General features: G+C 37.4%; 15 protein-coding genes, 1 tRNA gene and 1 pseudogene. 5 read left to right on the plus strand and 12 right to left on the minus strand.

What is annotated here, in order from left to right; genetic code table 11:
* Window positions 1-280: 280 nt before the first annotated feature.
* From ACQH2O_RS04975 to ACQH2O_RS04990, 4 genes and pseudogenes are all read left to right on the plus strand, one after another.
* Window positions 281-526, plus strand: a pseudogene (locus ACQH2O_RS04975) (PD-(D/E)XK nuclease family transposase); the annotation flags it as partial.
* Between the two features lie 453 nt (window positions 527-979).
* A complete protein-coding gene (locus ACQH2O_RS04980; RefSeq protein WP_173862902.1) occupies window positions 980-1123 on the plus strand; it encodes a hypothetical protein in 144 nt (47 codons plus the stop codon).
* A gap of 37 nt (window positions 1124-1160) precedes the next feature.
* On the plus strand, window positions 1161-2708 hold the full coding sequence (ltrA, locus tag ACQH2O_RS04985; RefSeq protein ID WP_425385108.1) for a group II intron reverse transcriptase/maturase: 1548 nt from the start codon (window positions 1161-1163) through the stop codon (window positions 2706-2708).
* Window positions 2705-3445: an Rpn family recombination-promoting nuclease/putative transposase gene (locus tag ACQH2O_RS04990; RefSeq protein WP_010962559.1), complete on the plus strand. Its 741-nt coding sequence runs from the start codon at window positions 2705-2707 to the stop codon at window positions 3443-3445. Before ltrA ends, ACQH2O_RS04990 begins: the two co-directional genes overlap by 4 nt.
* A gap of 370 nt (window positions 3446-3815) precedes the next feature.
* On the opposite strand, the gene ACQH2O_RS04995 is transcribed toward ACQH2O_RS04990, so the two are convergent.
* The 8 genes from ACQH2O_RS04995 to rpsD all read right to left on the minus strand — a co-directional run bounded on the left by ACQH2O_RS04995 (window position 3816) and on the right by rpsD (window position 8635).
* Window positions 3816-4931 carry an FtsW/RodA/SpoVE family cell cycle protein gene (locus tag ACQH2O_RS04995; RefSeq protein ID WP_010962558.1) on the minus strand — a complete coding sequence of 372 codons (1116 nt, stop codon included), beginning with the start codon at window positions 4929-4931 and terminating at the stop codon, window positions 3816-3818.
* Window positions 4928-5644: a bifunctional demethylmenaquinone methyltransferase/2-methoxy-6-polyprenyl-1,4-benzoquinol methylase UbiE gene (gene ubiE / locus ACQH2O_RS05000; protein ID WP_010962557.1), complete on the minus strand. Its 717-nt coding sequence runs from the start codon at window positions 5642-5644 to the stop codon at window positions 4928-4930. Before ubiE ends, ACQH2O_RS04995 begins: the two co-directional genes overlap by 4 nt.
* A gap of 53 nt (window positions 5645-5697) precedes the next feature.
* The gene (gene lipA, locus ACQH2O_RS05005) at window positions 5698-6561 is read right to left on the minus strand and encodes a lipoyl synthase (RefSeq protein WP_010082514.1); all 864 of its coding nucleotides are present in this window, start codon (window positions 6559-6561) and stop codon (window positions 5698-5700) included.
* The gene (gene rpmB / locus ACQH2O_RS05010; RefSeq protein ID WP_006279619.1) at window positions 6554-6868 is read right to left on the minus strand and encodes a 50S ribosomal protein L28; all 315 of its coding nucleotides are present in this window, start codon (window positions 6866-6868) and stop codon (window positions 6554-6556) included. Before rpmB ends, lipA begins: the two co-directional genes overlap by 8 nt.
* 37 nt (window positions 6869-6905) lie before the next feature.
* Window positions 6906-7247 (minus strand): DciA family protein, encoded by a 342-nt coding sequence (locus tag ACQH2O_RS05015; RefSeq protein WP_425385109.1) that lies wholly within the window; start codon window positions 7245-7247, stop codon window positions 6906-6908.
* A 446-nt stretch (window positions 7248-7693) separates the two neighbouring features.
* Entirely contained in the window at window positions 7694-7894 is a 201-nt protein-coding gene (gene iscX, locus ACQH2O_RS05020) for a Fe-S cluster assembly protein IscX (RefSeq protein WP_010962556.1), read from the minus strand.
* 30 nt (window positions 7895-7924) lie between these two features.
* Window positions 7925-8011 (minus strand) — tRNA-Leu (locus ACQH2O_RS05025).
* A 9-nt stretch (window positions 8012-8020) separates the two neighbouring features.
* Window positions 8021-8635 carry a 30S ribosomal protein S4 gene (rpsD, locus tag ACQH2O_RS05030; RefSeq protein WP_010962555.1) on the minus strand — a complete coding sequence of 205 codons (615 nt, stop codon included), beginning with the start codon at window positions 8633-8635 and terminating at the stop codon, window positions 8021-8023.
* Window positions 8636-8748: 113 nt separating this feature from the next.
* Here rpsD and tkt point away from each other — a divergent pair, with 113 nt between their 5' ends.
* Window positions 8749-10821: a transketolase gene (tkt, locus tag ACQH2O_RS05035; RefSeq protein ID WP_425385110.1), complete on the plus strand. Its 2073-nt coding sequence runs from the start codon at window positions 8749-8751 to the stop codon at window positions 10819-10821.
* A gap of 249 nt (window positions 10822-11070) precedes the next feature.
* On the opposite strand, the gene ACQH2O_RS05040 is transcribed toward tkt, so the two are convergent.
* From ACQH2O_RS05040 to ACQH2O_RS05055, 4 genes are all read right to left on the minus strand, one after another.
* The gene (locus ACQH2O_RS05040) at window positions 11071-12255 is read right to left on the minus strand and encodes an ankyrin repeat domain-containing protein (RefSeq protein ID WP_425385387.1); all 1185 of its coding nucleotides are present in this window, start codon (window positions 12253-12255) and stop codon (window positions 11071-11073) included.
* Entirely contained in the window at window positions 12243-13304 is a 1062-nt protein-coding gene (locus ACQH2O_RS05045; RefSeq protein WP_425385388.1) for an ankyrin repeat domain-containing protein, read from the minus strand. The genes ACQH2O_RS05040 and ACQH2O_RS05045 overlap by 13 nt, the downstream gene beginning before the upstream one ends.
* Entirely contained in the window at window positions 13274-13438 is a 165-nt protein-coding gene (locus ACQH2O_RS05050) for a hypothetical protein (RefSeq protein ID WP_425385111.1), read from the minus strand. The genes ACQH2O_RS05045 and ACQH2O_RS05050 overlap by 31 nt, the downstream gene beginning before the upstream one ends.
* A gap of 133 nt (window positions 13439-13571) precedes the next feature.
* Window positions 13572-14735 carry a multidrug effflux MFS transporter gene (locus ACQH2O_RS05055; RefSeq protein WP_010082551.1) on the minus strand — a complete coding sequence of 388 codons (1164 nt, stop codon included), beginning with the start codon at window positions 14733-14735 and terminating at the stop codon, window positions 13572-13574.
* Window positions 14736-14740 lie beyond the last annotated feature (5 nt).

A 14740-nucleotide genomic window follows, 5' to 3' on the forward strand; every position in this document is an offset into this window, starting at 1 on the left:
AATTAAGGTGACCAGACTGCATTCTGTGATTTTTAGCAAAACACGATACACAATCGTCATTCCGCTACTTGTTAGCGGAATCTATGCCGAGATACCGCGGCGGTATGACGGTTCGCGGTGGTATGACGGTTAAGTAATTCGTCATCCCGCTGCTTGTTAGCGGGATCTAGAGATACCGCGGCGGTATGACGGTTCGCGGCGGCATAGCTATCTTCAAAAATATGGTTGAATAATTGTTAATAATAGTGTATAATTATTAATATTTTTAAGCACTTTGGCTATGGCTTTATCTAAGTTTCTCGACCCTAAGCTGGATTTAACCTTCAAAAAAATATTTGGCACTGAAAAAAACAAGAATATTCTCATACATTTTTTGAATGATATTTTAGGGTTTACCGAGATAAATACTATACAAGAAGTGGAATTCCTCAGTACTATAATGGATCCTGAAATTGCCTCTGATAAGCAAAGTATAGTTGATGTTCTTTGCAGGGACTCTAGTGGGGCTAGGTATGTGATTGAAATGGTGCGACCTGAAAGCCTTCGGTCATATTGTTTAAAAGGAGAGGAATTCATTCAGAAAGAAACTGAAAGGATTCTAAAGCTTATTGAACCAGATGTTTTGCCATCTGAGTCTACGCATCAGTGCGAATTGGGTAACCAGTTGGTGCCGAGCGACGCGGACAATGAACCTCCTCTTGATAAAGAAGATGCTCAATCGTGAGAGAAAGCATAAACTACAAGCATCATGTGGTTGGAGGGCTAGGCTTAGTGGTATGGTGAACGTAAGTGAAGCTTCATAAGTATCGTAACGATTAAAGAGCTAAAGATGCTGATAAGCTCCGACCAAAAGGTAATGTGGATGAGTTACATTTTTCATTTCTGGATGTACGCAAATAATAATTCCCCGGTATAGAGAAGCCACCTAACCCACTATTGTATGACAAAAGGAACAGGATAAGCCTGTATTTTCGCCTATATGGCAGGCAACCCGCAAGGAATGCTGATGGATGTGCAGGTAAAGGATAATGGAGAAAGCGAATGCCATTTTGTAACGAAATGGATAGAATTTGTAACATTAATTCGCGTGAAAACGAGCAGACTTCCATTTGGTCCCTCATGACAAGAAACTTTGTTAACCACTTAAGGTAGGAAAGCAGATGATTACAAGTACAACTGTAAGTGCACCTACCAATAACTCCGAAGCATGGAACCAGTTACCCTGGAAGAAATGCCAAAAAGTTGTTATGAGGCTACAGAGGCGTATTGTTAAGGCTGTCCAACAAGGCAGATGGGGTAAGGTGAAAACTTTACAACACCTTCTCACACGCTCTTTTAGCGGCAAAGCTTTGGCGGTTAAGAGAGTAACTGAAAACCAAGGAAAAAACACAGCAGGTGTAGATCGTCAAATATGGTCAACTTGCAACACAAAATTTCAAGGAATAAAGCTATTAAAACAAAGAGGATACAAACCTTCTCCGCTAAAACGGATATACATCAGTAAGTCTAATGGCAAAAGAAGACCTCTTGGAATCCCTACGATAAAAGATAGAGCCATGCAAGCATTATACTTGTTTGCTTTGGAACCGATAGCTGAAACGATCAGTGATCGTCACTCTTATGGTTTTAGACCAAAAAGATCCTGCGCAGACGCTACTGTGGCTTGTCACTTGTTACTGGCAAGCCGTAACCAACTACAATGGATACTCGAAGGTGATATTAAAGGGTGTTTTGATAACATTAACCATGAATGGCTCATGAAGCATATTCCTATGGAGAAGAAAATTCTTCATAGCTGGTTAAAAGCTGGCTTCCTAGAATCAAAAACTCTGTATTCCACAACTGCAGGTACCCCACAAGGTAGTATCATCTTTCCAATACTAGCAAATCTAGCCCTAAATGGACTTGAAAAATCATTGGAAAGTCAATTTGGTAAACTTGGCAGTAAAAGAAGAAGCAAAATCAGAAGTGGAGTAAATGTAATCAGGTACGCAGATGACTTTATCATTTCAGGAATCACACGCGAAGTACTGGAAAATGAAGTAAAACCTCTAGTATCGTCCTTTCTTCAGGAGAGAGGTCTTATCCTTTCCGAAGAGAAAACAAAAATTACATCTATTACAACAGGGTTTGACTTTCTTGGTTGTAATGTACGCAGGTATAATAAGAAGTTAATTATAAAACCTTCAAAAGAAAGTATTAAGAAACTTCTTAATAAAGCACGTACATTGATAAAGGCAAACATAGCGAACACTCAGGCCGTACTAATCAAGTTGCTCAATTCCCTATTAAGGGGATGGGGAAATTACTACAGCCATGTGTGTGCGAAAAGAGCTTTTAACAAAATAGACCATGAAATTATGTGTGCTCTATGGAAATGGGCAAAGAAAAGACATCCTCGTAAAGGATTACGTTGGATAAAGAATCGTTACTTCAAGGTAATGAAACAACGCCAATGGGTCTTTGCTGCACCCATATGCAAGAACAAACCGAAAGAGATAAGGTATTTAAGACTGCTTAGGTTGATTGATATACCTATCAGACGACATGTTAAAATCAGGGCGGATGCAAATCCACTTGACTTAAAATGGAAAAAGTATTTTGATGAAAGAGTGAAACAAACAAAAATTTTAGCAAGCTCTTTCTCAAGAGAAGGTTCTCTACTGTTGGTGTCACCATTAAGAATGATGTTTTCTGAGGAATCATGAAGGACAAGCCGGTTCGAGAAAAGAAGGACTTAGATAAGGGGCTCAAGCGTAGTGTGGGGAAACCTGCATGCTGCGTTTCTAAGGGAGGGAGTAGTAGCAATACTACTTCCTTACCTAACCAGGTCGCTAAAACTAAAGGCTTTGAAAAACGCGCACAACTTTATGCTGCTAAGGCTTACTCAAGACAAGCTGATAAATCTGGTAAATACGTTGATTTAAAGAAGATTTTCTTTATCGCGATTTCAAATTGTACCTTATTCCCTGATAAGCTTGACTATATATCTAGCCATACCATAAGAGATGAAAAAACCAATGAGCATGACTTAAAAGATTTTCAATTTATCTTCATAGAGCTGCCAAAATTTCCTAAGAGTAGAGAAGAACAACTAGAAAGTGTAGTAGACCGTTGGCTATTTTTTTTCAAATATGCAGATGAAACAACGGACGAAGATCTCAGAAAAATTGCGGAAAAATCACCAATAATAAAGCTAGCATATGATGAATTAGATAAGTTTCACTGGAATGAAAAAGATCTAATAACTTATGAAGAAAGAATAATGGATCTGCGCAAAGAAGAAGCCATTCTTGAATACAGACTTGATCTTGCTAAAGAGGAAGGTAGAAAAGAGAGGGAAATTGAAGTCGCAAAGAATCTACTTAAAGCAGGTGTTTCTTTTAATATTATAGCTCAAACTACTGGTCTTTCTATGAGTGAGATCAAAGAATTGCAGAATTAAGTGTGAATGGTTACGAAAAATATAAGTTTTTGCGATAAACGACATAGTGATGTATTTGTTGTTCAGCATGTCAGTGGAATATTTTCTGTTATCTGTTCAGATGCATGGCTAATGCTGAAACAAAAATTCCAGTGCTCCTTTTTTTGTCATCCCAGTCTGGGATCCAGATTGGGCACTAAGTTGGTAAACACGAAAGCGCTTTACAACGTTTTTGATGGAACTGTGCAAAAGGACTGGATACCAGTGTCAGCTACTTGCATGACACCCATTTGTTCCTATAGTTGCTTTTCTCGTCTACCTTATTTTGCCACTCATCTGAACAGATACCCATTTTGGAGGGATACCAATAATAGTTGTGAGCGGTACAAGTTTAGTCCATATACCTTCCAAGCATAACACGCTCACGAAACTTTAATGCGATAGCTTGGTTTCTACTGAAAGACAGCATTATGCCAAGTGCGATGCTCGAAGATAAAAGAGAAGAACCACCATAGCTAAGTAACGGCAGGGTTATGCCGGTGGTAGGAAAAACACTCAATGTTACCCCTATGTTTATTATGAATTGTGTGATGAATTGCATTGAGATACCGAGAATCACCAACAGATTAAATAATTCATTTTCCCTATATGCAATGTAAAGCAAGCGGGCGGAAATGATGCCAAATAACATCAATGTGGCTAAGCACGTAATCAAACCAAATTCTTCTGCTAAAACAGAAAACACAAAATCTGTATGACAATCAGGAAGAGAGGCTTTTACGCTACCTTCACCAGGTCCAACTCCAGTTAATTGACCTCTTTTGAATGCTTCTAATGATTTTGTGACTTGAAAGTTATCGCGCTGCGTAAAAAAGACAAAATTGTAAATCCTTTGCTTTATATGTGGGAGGCATAAGTAAGCTATTGTAGTTCCAGTTGTGGCCATTCCTATTATGCATAGAAAGTATAAAAATGGTATACATGCAATAAACATTTGACCGATAAAAGAATATGTTAAAAGCATAGACATACTGAAATCAGGTTGCAAAAGTAACAACACAAAAACTAACAGAAATATTATGATTGATATGTGTATTTTAAACTTCATTTCGCTGGCCAAGATACTAGCTATAACAACAGAAAAAAATGGCCTTACGAACTCAGATGGTTGAACAGAAATTTTGACAATATGTAACCATCGTTTCGCACCTTTTACCTCTATACCAAGTATTATCGCAGTTGCTACTAGAATAGTAAATAAAGCGAAACCTGCGAATGAGAGGTTAAGTATAGTTCTTGTGTTGAGAAAAGAAAATGTCACCAAGGTAATTAGTGACAGGACTATATAAATTGTATGGCGCCGTATAAAATAATCCTGTGGTAGAGAAAGACGCTGCGCAATTACAGGGCTTGCTGAATAAACAAGAATGAAGCTTATAGTGAGCAAAAAAAACACTGGAAGGATGAGATAATAATCCAGCGTTCTATACCAGAGTTTAATATTCATTTTGTTCCAATGTGTAATGCCACTATTCCATAGCTCATATTATGAAACTCAACATTCTTAAAGCCTACCTCTTCAATTTCCATTTTAAAATCAGCCTGAGTTGGAAACTCTCTAATGCTCCTCACTAAATATTCATAAGAACTCTTGTCTTTAGCAACTATGCTGCCAATTTTAGGAATTACTTTAAATGAATATAAGTCATAAAGTTTGGTAAATATCTCATTTTGATAGTGCATAGGGGCAAATTCTAAGCAGATAAATTTCCCATGTGGTTTTAATACCCTGTGCGCCTCATTTAAAGCCTTCTTGCGGTCAGAAACATTTCGAATGCCAAAAGCTATTGTGCAATAATCAAATTCGGAGTCTTCAAATGGTAAACTTTCTGCACTTGCACATACCCAATCAAAATTAATTTGGTTTGAATTTATAGCTTTATCACGTCCTCTGTTTAGCATGTTTTGATTTATATCGCATACTGTAACCTTAGCACTTGGCTCTTTTCTTACTACTCTTATTGCTATATCTCCAGTTCCTCCAGCAACATCTAAAACCTTAGAGTTTTTTGTAAAATGCACACTATTTACCATCTTATCTTTCCATAATCTGTGCATTCCGAGGCTCATTATATCATTCATGGTGTCGTAGCGACTTGCCACGGAATCGAATACCTCTTTAACTAATTGTGATTTCTTCTCGATTTTTATAGTAGACATTACGTAAAAACTCCTTTATAATTAGTAAAAATTAATTTGAATTAACACAAATGTCAACGACAGGCCTTGAGCCTGTTAAAATCTTCTTCAGCGTGGTATGATGAACGAGTTAGTGGGCTTGATGCAACCACTAAGAAACCTTTGGAGTAAGCAATGTATTTATAATGCTCAAACTCTTCTGGGGTAACATACCTATCAAGTTTTGCATGTTTTGGAGTTGGTTGTAGATATTGACCAATTGTAATAAAATCAACCTCAGCACTGCGCAAATCGTCCATAACCTGAAGTATTTCCTCTTTTGTTTCTCCAAGACCAACCATAAGCCCTGACTTTGTGAAAACTTTAGGATTAATCTGCTTTACCATCTTCAACAAATATAGTGAATGAAAATAGCGAGCTCGTGGTCTTATTTTTGCATACAATCTCGGCACTGTTTCAATATTGTGGTTATAGACATCAGGTGATGCAACAGCGATTGCTTCAAATGCTCCTTTCTTATTTAAAAAATCAGGAGTTAAAATCTCTATTGTTGTTTCTGAAGTTATCTTTCTAATTTCTTCTATGCACTGTATAAACTGATTTGCGCCACCATCTGGCAAATCATCACGATCAACGGAAGTAATGACAACATGTTTTAAGTTTAACTTTTTTATTGCTTTTGCTAAATTTTCTGGTTCATGAGGATCTAGTTTATCAGGAATGCCAGTTGCAACGTTGCAAAATGCACAAGCACGAGTGCAAACAGAACCGAGAATCATCACAGTAGCATGACGTTTATTCCAACATTCACCAATGTTTGGACATGCAGCCTCTTCGCACACTGTATGCAAGTTATGCAGTTTAACGATGTTTAAGGTCTCATTGAATACTTCACCGGTCGGAGCTTTTGCTCTGAGCCATTGAGGTTTGCTATGCATCTGAAACTGCTAACTCTACCTCTTGCTTTACTAAAACTTTTTTCAACCTTCTTTTTATCTTCTGCGCTTTCTCACTTAGTTTAATCGTTCTTGTGTTGAGCAAAAAAGCATCTAAATCACCTTTGTAATCTATAGTTCTCAAAGTTCTTGTTGCCACACGAAATCTAAACTTTTTATTCAATATATCACTTGTCAACGTAACCTTATGTAAATTTAAAAGAAAGGTACGCTTTGTTTTACGATTCGAATGTGATACCTTATTACCAAAAGATTTTTTTCTATTTGTTAATTCACAAACTCTACTCACTTCAATATACCAAATTATTCTATGTACTTAGATTACCTTATATAGTCAAATAGTCAATACTCTCTTGCTTAATTTTTATACCATATACTGCTTTATAACCAAAAAATATCGTAATTTTTTCTATTATAAGAGAAATCATATGCTGAATTTCCAATGCTTTGCTGCCATTTGTTACTACCAGATGCAACACACCCGAATTTATATTCTGTGCATATGAGATCTTTTTCGGTTTTGTACACTCTGCTATTTCTTTCCCTATTATATTTCGCCAGTTTAAAATAAGACGTATTTCATTTTTACTAATCTTATTTTTCATGCATTTTAATGCATAGTTTTCAATTATAGACTTTAATTTTTTTGGACCGCTACGTTTGAGCATTTTTCTGTTTTTTTAGTAAGTAGATAATATAAAAGTATACATATAATTTGAGATTTTGTCATTACTGCTACATGTTTGTGAGATACCGTGACGGTATGACCATAATCGTCACTCCGCAACGCATATTGCATAGTCGTCATTCCGCGGCGTGTTCGCGGAATCTAGCTCTGGTCACGCTACTTAGATGACAACCTTCTAACTGCTTTACAAAGGCTCTACCCTCTGGCCTCACACCGTAAAAGCAGTATTTTTATGCAAAACTTATCTCAACGTAGCACTTGTCAAGATCGTTCCATTCAAAAATTTTTGTTTTGCCTCATAATTAACCTTATAGCTGTTTTAATTGTAATTGGTTAAATTATTATTAACTTGCCAGGCTAGATCCAAAAAATAGCATAATCAATATGCAAATTGCAATAGAAATCACGTTTGCGTATGGTTTATTGCTATGCAGTTAATCTTTCCTCAATCCAAGCTGCTTGAATAGCTTCGAGTATTTTTTCGTTACAGCGTTTTTCATCATCATCAAATTCCTCTAAACTCAATACCTTTTTTTTAAGCTCAGTGAATCTAATACTAATTATATTCTCATCTGGAAATTTTTCTTCCAGAGCTTCTACAATATCTTCTATATCAAGCCATTTCATACTTTTTTGTATTTATCTGCTAAGTTAAATTGGTGCCCATGGGGAGACTTGAACTCCCAAGGTCGCAAAACCCACGGATTTTAAGTCCGCTGCGTCTACCGATTCCGCCACACGGGCTTTTTTTATCTATCTAGAGTAAAACTCTACTACTAAATTGACTTCCATGTCTGCTGAATAAGGAACCTCAGAATATTGAGGTGACCTCAAATACTTCACTGAATGCTCTTTACTATCTGCTTCTAAATAATCCGGAGCCTTGCGCTCTTGTTTTTGTTCAGCCTCTACTACTACAGGGATTTTTGCTGCCCTTTCTCTTATTTTTATTATATCACCTGGCTTCACTCGATAACTCGATATGTTAACCACCTTATCATTAACTGTAACGTGCTTGTGAGATATGAGCTGCTTTGCTGAGTAAATTGTTGGAACAAGACCAGAGTGGTATAAAACAGAACTTAATCTCGATTCTAAGATACCGATAAAATTATCAGCCGTATAACCCTTTCTGTTATAAGCATCTAAAAATGTACGTCTGAGCTGCTTACTTGAAATCGCATAGTAAAACTTAAATTTCTTATGCGCAGCAAACTGCTTACCAAAGTCGGATAACTTCTTGAATCCAAGAATACCATGTTGACCTGGAGGGTATTTCCTTTTGTTTACTGGGTCTTTAGCTCTACCCCATAAATTTACACCAAGTCTACGGCTAATCCTATACTTTCTAGTGATAACAGTTGTCATATAAAAACTCTCACGATTTAACTTTAGATTATTAAGGATTTTAGCACTCAGTGTCAACTTGTTTTTGCTGATATAATCTTTTATACTTCATTTTTAAGTTTTTCTATTAACACATGAATCATTCACATTTAAAATCTATGGCAAACGCCATCCGTTTTTTATCAATTGATGCAGTACAAAAAGCAAACTCTGGACACCCAGGTATGCCACTTGGCATGGCAGATGTTGCAACTGTTTTGTTTGCTAAATATCTGAATCATAATCCTGATGATTCTAAATGGTTCAATAGAGATCGCGTTGTTTTATCAAACGGTCATGGGTCAATGTTACTATACTCAATATTATATTTGACAGGTTATATTAGCGTAGATGAGCTAAAAAACTTCAGACAAATGGGATCCAAGACCCCAGGTCATCCAGAGTTCGGCTTGACTTCCGGGGTAGAGGCAACAACAGGCCCGCTCGGTCAGGGGTTTGCCGCTGCTGTTGGCATGGCACTTGCTGAATCGATACTTGAAAAGCAGTTTAGAATCAATCACTACACTTATGTGATGCTAGGGGATGGCTGTCTTATGGAAGGAATAAGCCATGAAGCAGCATCACTTGCTGGGCATCTTAAATTGAATAAGCTTATAGCTCTTTTTGATGATAATGATATTTCTATAGATGGCGCTACTTGCCTTTCCTGTTCTGACGATGTAGAGAAACGCTTCTTAGCGTATGGATGGAATGTTGACAAAATTGATGGCCATGATTTTGATGCCATATCCCTTGCAATAGAGCAAGCAAAAAAGTCTGATAAACCTACAATGATCTGCTGCAAAACTATTATCGGAAAATTTTCAAGCCGTGCTGGCACATCCTCTGCTCACAGTGGTGCTTTTTCGGAGGAAGACATAAAACAGATGAGAGAGAAATTAAACTGGAATTATGAACCATTCCATGTACCAGAAGATGTGAAAAATGCCTGGAAGAAAACTGTTGAGAGAGCAAAACAAAACTACACGATGTCATTCCAGCGCGTGACGCTGGAATCCAGGAAAGAAGAAAAAGAATGGATCCCAGTGTCAAGCACTGGGATGACAAGAGAGAGTACTGGGATGACAGAAGAGAATGCTGGGATGACAGGGTATCATGCAGAACTTCAAAGACGGTTAGATAAACATCTACCAGATAATATCGCTGGTGTTTTAGCTGACCTGAAGAAACAAATATGTGAGCTAATGCCAAACGAAGCTACTCGATCTTCTTTCGGCAGAGTAATGGAACTTTTAACTGAGTCTATGCCGGAATTAATCGGCGGTTCTGCTGATCTTACCGGGTCAAATTGCACTAAATATGAGCACATGCAGGTAATAAATAGCAATAATTATAGTGGCTCTTATGTCCACTATGGAGTGAGAGAGCACGCTATGGCAGCATGTATGAATGGTATGGCACTTCACGGCGCGATTCTTCCTTATGGCGGCACTTTTTTGGTATTTTCCGACTATTGTCGTCCTGCTATACGTCTTTCAGCTCTGATGAAGCAGCAGGTTATGTATGTCATGACTCACGACTCAATTGGAGTGGGAGAAGATGGCCCGACTCATCAGCCAATAGAGCATTTAGCCTCTTTGCGTGCTATACCAAATCTATATGTTTTTAGGCCAGCCGATGCAGTTGAAACTCTGGAGTGTGTTAGCATTGCACTCGAAAAGAAAGAATCTCCAGCACTGTTTGCGCTCTCAAGGCAAAACGTAAGTTACATGCGCAAGTTCTACTCTGATATCGATCAATCTGCTAATTTATCGAAGTTTGGTGCATATATTTTGTGTGAATGTTCAAAAGAATTAAAAGTGACGATATTTGCTACGGGGTCCGAGGTTGAAATTGCAGTTGAAGCAAGGGGGAAATTGCAGGAAAAGGGTATAGGTACAAGGATTGTTTCTATGCCATGCTGGAGGCTTTTTGACGAGCAAAGCGATGAATATAAAGCGGCAATATTAAATAATGACAGCATTAAAGTTGCAATTGAAGCCGGAAGTGAAATGGGTTGGCATAAATATATAGGTTCAAACGGTATATTTATTGGCATGAAAAGCTTCGGAGAATCAGCACCTTATAAAACACTCTATGAGCATTTTAATATCAGCGCAGATCATGTGGTAAAATGTGTGTGTGAGAAACTGGTTTACATTCAGTAGACTTCTTGCATAACCATATGAAAGCCCACTCTTCTTTGTCATCCCAGTACGTGACGTTATTTCCATCCAAGATGATGTCATTCCAGCACTTGACACTGGCATCTAGTTTTCTTTACAAATTCACCAAAAGTGCTTCATTCTATAACGCAAAACCCATACTCACCAAACCCAATGCATTACTTGCAATTAAGTTTCCTGGATCCCAGTGTCAAGCACTGGGATGACACCTTTTCCGGTAGAAGATCACTATCAAATCACATTGCTCTGGTCATTATGATCACCATTATTTTGTTCAACTGATTGATCGACCCCAGGTGAAGAAGAATCATCATAAGGTTGTGTGTCAGACTTTTCTTCGTCAGACCCAAACAACCATGAAAAAAAACCACCAAAAAATGATGCAATTAATGAAAAAGGCTTCATAAGTATACTAAACAAACTACCAAAAAAAGAGCTCGGCTGTTCTTCTGTTTGTGCAGGTTCTGTGGAAGCAACAGGACCTACATCGTTGTCTTGTACATCAGTTCCTTGTTCTGCACTGGTGGTGCTGGTTTTTTCCCCTTCTTTGCTATTATCTGATTGTAGTTCAGTATCATCACCTACTCGTTTTTCTTCCTCTTGACCCCCTTCACTATCTGTCGATGATCCACCCGCTGAACCATCATCAGATTTTTCTGCGGGTTGCAATAGAGTTTTTATTCCTTCATCAGTGGCTAATTTGAAAGGAGTGTTTCCATGTTTATCTTCTATATTAACATCGATTCCATCTTTTCCCAATAGGGCTTCTACTGCCTCTTTATGGCCCTTTACAACGGCCCAATGTAAAGGAGTCTGTTCTGCAAGTTTATCTTTTATATTAACATCGATTCCTTCTGCTCCCAGTAGAGCGTTCAATACATTTATATCTATGTTGTCCTTTTTAGCAGCCAAATGCAAAGGAGTCCTGTCATCTTTATCTTGTGCATTAACATTGATTTCTTTTGCTCCCAGTAGAGCGTTCAATACATTTATATCTATGTTGTCCTTTTTAGCAGCCAAATGCAAAGGAGTCCTGTCATCTTTATCTTGTGCATTAACATTGATTTCTTTTGCTCCCAGTAGAGCGTTCAATACATTTATATCTATGTTGTCCTTTTTAAGAACAGAATGTAAAGGAGTATCTTTATTCTTATCTGCTAAATTAACATCAATTCCCTCTTTTCTAAGTAGAGCGTTCAATACATTTATATCTATGTTGCCCTTTTTAAGAACAGAATGTAAAGGAGTATCTTTATTCTTATCTGCTAAATTAACATCGATTCCATCTTTTCCCAATAGGGCTTCTACTACCTCTTCATGGCTATTTTTAGCAGCACAATGTAGAGGAGTCTTTCCATCTTGATCTGTTGCATTAACACTTGCTCCTTGATTTATTAGATCGTTTACTGTATCGATATCACCTCTTCTCCAGCAGCCTTAAGTAATTCATCTGTGTTTTGTAATAGAGTTCGTATGTCTTGAGTAGTGGCTAAATCTAAAGGAGTGTCTCCATTTTCATCTTCTGCATCAACATTTGCCCCTTTGTCCAATAGAGCTTCTACTACCTCTTTATGGCCCTTTTCAGCAGCCCAATGTAGAGGAGTCTCTTTCTGCTGATTTGTTGCATTAACATCGATTCCTTTTACTTGCAGTAGGGCGTCTACTACATCTTTATGGCCCTTTTCAGCAGCCAAATGTAAAGGAGCCCTATCTCCATCTTGTGCATTAACATCGATTTCTTTTGCTCCCAGTAGAGCGTTCAATACATTTATGTCTATATTGCCCTTTTTAAGGACCAAATGTAAAGGAGTTTCGCCATATTCATCTTGTGCATTAACGTTGATTCCTTCTGCTCCCAGTAGAGCGTTCAATACATTTATATCTATGTTGTCCTTTTTAAGAACAGAATGTAAAGGAGTATCTTTCTTGTTATTTGGTAAATTAACATTGATTCCATCTTTTCCCAATAGGGCTTCTACTACCTCTTTATGGTTCTTTACAGCAGCTAAATGTAAAGGAGTTTCTTGCAACCAATCTGTTGCATTAACATTGATCCCATTTACTTTCAGTAGGGCTTCTACTACCTCTTTATGGCTCTCTACAGCAGCCCAATGTAAAGGAGTCTTTTGCGACCAATCTGTTGCATTAACATTGATTCCATTTACTTTCAGTAGGGCGTCTACTACCTCTTTATGGCCCTTTTCAGCAGCCCAATGTAGAGGAGTCTTGTTATCTTGATCTTTTACATTAACCTTTGCTCCTTCACTTATTAGACTGTTTACTTCCTGAATATTACCGCTTTTAGCAACCTCAAGTAATTTAGCTGTGCTTTGTAATAGAGTTTTTATTTCTTCGTCAGTAGTTAAAACTAAGGGAGTGTTTCCCTCTTCATCTTCTGCATTAACATTTGCCCCTTTGTCCAATAGAGCTTCTACTACCTCTTTATGGCCCCATACAGCAGCAATATGTAAAGGAGTCTCTCTCCTTTATCATTTTCTACCTTAACATCTGCTCCTTCACTTATTAGACGGTTTACTGCATCAATATCACCTCTTTCAACAGCCTTAAAAAAATTATCTCTACTTTGTGAACTACTCATCCTACACCTCTTTGTAAAACTATATTGTTATGATAAAGTCGTTAATAATCTATGAGCTCTCACCCCCTGTAAAATTATATTATCATGATAAAGTCATTAATAACCCATGAGCTCTGGATCACGCAAATAATGGTTATTCCCTGTGTTTTTCAGTACATTTGAGCTGGCTGTACATAAGAATCGCAATTGTAGAGCATGCTATTGTTAATAGTAAATTTGGTAAAATACCATAGCGAAAAAATTTTCCTACTATATATATTCCAATAGCCCCAAACATCATATTGCAGAATGAGAGGACTGCACTACCAAGCCCTATACCTTTGATCGTTTCTAAAGCAGAAGTTACGTTATTGCTTATTATTAATGCAAGTCCGATATTGGCTGGAATCCAAGCAGTTTGAAGAATGAATATATTCAACTTGTCCGCGAAATAAAAATATACCAATAAACTATCGGATATTATCGGTAACACCAAACCTATTATTAGCATTTTGCTAACCCCTACTTTTGGTACATACCTTCTATTAATTAAAGTTCCAATTATGTAGAATATGACTATGATCGATATGAGGTAGCCAAAATACTGTACTTCAATGCCCATCGATTCAAATATGAACGGGTAGTTAGCAATGTATGCCCAAAGCCACATGAAAGTTAATCCATGAATGGCTGAAAACCCAAGGAAACGATAATTTCTAAATATTGATATATATTGCTTGAAGATATTAGTAGTTATGTTAGTTATACTGGTTTCATTTTTATTTACAGTGAGTGTTTCTTGTAACTTAAAGTAGATAAAAATAAGTATAGCAATTGCCGCGAGTGACATAATAAAAAACAAAAATTTCCAATGATACCCATGTGAAATTATATAACTGCCCACCACTGGAGCTATTCCAGGTGAGAGTGCCACAACCATATTTAATTTTGAAATTACTCTCGAGTATTCACTACCCGAGTACATATCCCTTATTGCTGCATACCCAACAACACCTGCAACACCAGCTCCTGCCCCTTGTATGAAGCGAATTAGTATCAAGAGCATAATACTGTCGGCTATATAACACATGACACTTGCCAAAGTAAAAATTGTCATACCAATCAGCATCATTGGACGCCTACCATAATGGTCCGATAATGGACCATAAATTAAGCCAGATACCGCAAATCCAACTAGATTTAAGCTAATTGTAAGCTGCACTACACTGCCTTCTACTTTAAAATAATTGGCAATGCTTGGTAGTGCAACTGAGTATAGGTCAGTTGCCATATCGACAATTGCTACAGACAATATCATAATAA

Origin of the sequence: Wolbachia endosymbiont (group B) of Schoenobius gigantella, from assembly GCF_964031005.1 — a bacterium.
In the GTDB taxonomy this organism is placed as follows: Bacteria; Pseudomonadota; Alphaproteobacteria; order Rickettsiales; family Anaplasmataceae; genus Wolbachia; species Wolbachia pipientis.

Bases quoted from the DNA above. Each gene is read 5' to 3' on its own strand.
- ACQH2O_RS04980 (WP_173862902.1), top strand. From the start codon at position 980: ATGGCAGGCAACCCGCAAGGAATGCTGATGGATGTGCAGGTAAAGGAT.
- ltrA (WP_425385108.1), top strand. From the start codon at position 1,161: ATGATTACAAGTACAACTGTAAGTGCACCTACCAATAACTCCGAAGCA.
- ACQH2O_RS04990 (WP_010962559.1), top strand. From the start codon at position 2,705: ATGAAGGACAAGCCGGTTCGAGAAAAGAAGGACTTAGATAAGGGGCTC.
- ACQH2O_RS04995 (WP_010962558.1), bottom strand. From the start codon at position 4,931: ATGAATATTAAACTCTGGTATAGAACGCTGGATTATTATCTCATCCTT.
- ubiE (WP_010962557.1), bottom strand. From the start codon at position 5,644: ATGTCTACTATAAAAATCGAGAAGAAATCACAATTAGTTAAAGAGGTA.
- lipA (WP_010082514.1), bottom strand. From the start codon at position 6,561: ATGCATAGCAAACCTCAATGGCTCAGAGCAAAAGCTCCGACCGGTGAA.
- ACQH2O_RS05015 (WP_425385109.1), bottom strand. From the start codon at position 7,247: ATGCTCAAACGTAGCGGTCCAAAAAAATTAAAGTCTATAATTGAAAAC.
- iscX (WP_010962556.1), bottom strand. From the start codon at position 7,894: ATGAAATGGCTTGATATAGAAGATATTGTAGAAGCTCTGGAAGAAAAA.
- rpsD (WP_010962555.1), bottom strand. From the start codon at position 8,635: ATGACAACTGTTATCACTAGAAAGTATAGGATTAGCCGTAGACTTGGT.
- tkt (WP_425385110.1), top strand. From the start codon at position 8,749: ATGAATCATTCACATTTAAAATCTATGGCAAACGCCATCCGTTTTTTA.
- ACQH2O_RS05050 (WP_425385111.1), bottom strand. From the start codon at position 13,438: ATGAGTAGTTCACAAAGTAGAGATAATTTTTTTAAGGCTGTTGAAAGA.
- ACQH2O_RS05055 (WP_010082551.1), bottom strand. From the start codon at position 14,735: ATGATATTGTCTGTAGCAATTGTCGATATGGCAACTGACCTATACTCA.